Here is a 1133-nt window from a genome sequence, read left to right as displayed (position 1 = left end):
AATCTTTGAATTATTACATCTTGTAAATCTGCTGGTAATGGATAAGCTGGTACCTGCCATCCTTTCATTAATAATCTATCTGCTAAATCATATAATGTCCACTCTACATTAGCATCATCTTTTAATTTATAACAAACTATTGGTAAGTTTTCACCATTGTTATATATTTCGAATAAGCCCATTTTTTCTATTTCATCTGATAAATACATACCAACTTCTTTTGTTCTTTGATGTATTTGTCTATATCCTTCAAATCCATATCTTAAGAAGTTATAATATTGACCTATTATTTGGCTAGCTGATCTTGAGAAGTTTATTGCCATTGTTGGCATTTTTCCTCCTAAATAACTTACCTCAAATACTAATTCTTTTGGTAAAAATTCTTCATCTCTCCATAAAACCCAACCTATTCCCGGGTAAACTAATCCGTATTTATGTCCTGAAGTATTAATTGAAACTACATTTTTAAGTCTGAAATCCCACTCTAATTCTGGATTTATGAATGGTGTAAACATAGCTCCTGAAGCTCCATCAACATGTATATATACTTTTAAATCGTGTTCTTTATTATACTCTTCAACTTTGTCATTTAAAGCTTTTATATCATCAAATTTTCCTGTATATGTAATACCTAAAATACCAACTATACCAATAGTATTTTCATCAACATAGTCCATAACTTTGTCAACATTTATACTCATATGATCTTTATCCATTGGTACTTCTCTCATTTCTATATCCCAGTAAACACAGAATTTTTCCCAACAAACTTGATATCCTGATGATATTACTAAGTTTGGTTTTCTATTTGTCATATCCATTCCTAAAGCTTTTGCTCTGTTTCTCCAGTGGAATTTCATTGCCATACCACCTAGCATACAAGCTTCTGATGATCCAACTGTTGATGTTCCCATGTATTTATTTCCTTCTGGAACATTCCAAAGGTCTGCTATCATATTTACGCATCTATTCTCTAATTCAGCAGTTTCTGGATACTCTGACTTATCTATAGCATTTTTCTCTAAAGTTTCTGACATTAACTTAACTGCCTCATCATCCATATATGTTTGACAAAATGTTGCTAAGTTTTGACGTGCATTACCCTCATCTAGTAAATCATCTTTTATTAATCT

1 protein-coding gene is annotated in these 1133 nt (G+C 31.1%); it reads right to left on the bottom strand.

Annotation, left to right across the window (positions count from 1 at the left end):
- A partial coding sequence (gene gad, locus Q1K13_RS10470) for a glutamate decarboxylase (protein ID WP_300350500.1) occupies nt 1-1133 on the bottom strand: 1133 nt, incomplete at both ends.

It is taken from the genome of Clostridium sp. (assembly GCF_029267215.1).
Lineage (GTDB): Bacteria > Bacillota > Clostridia > Clostridiales > Clostridiaceae > Sarcina.
This window is presented reverse-complemented; position numbering and strand designations above follow the sequence as displayed.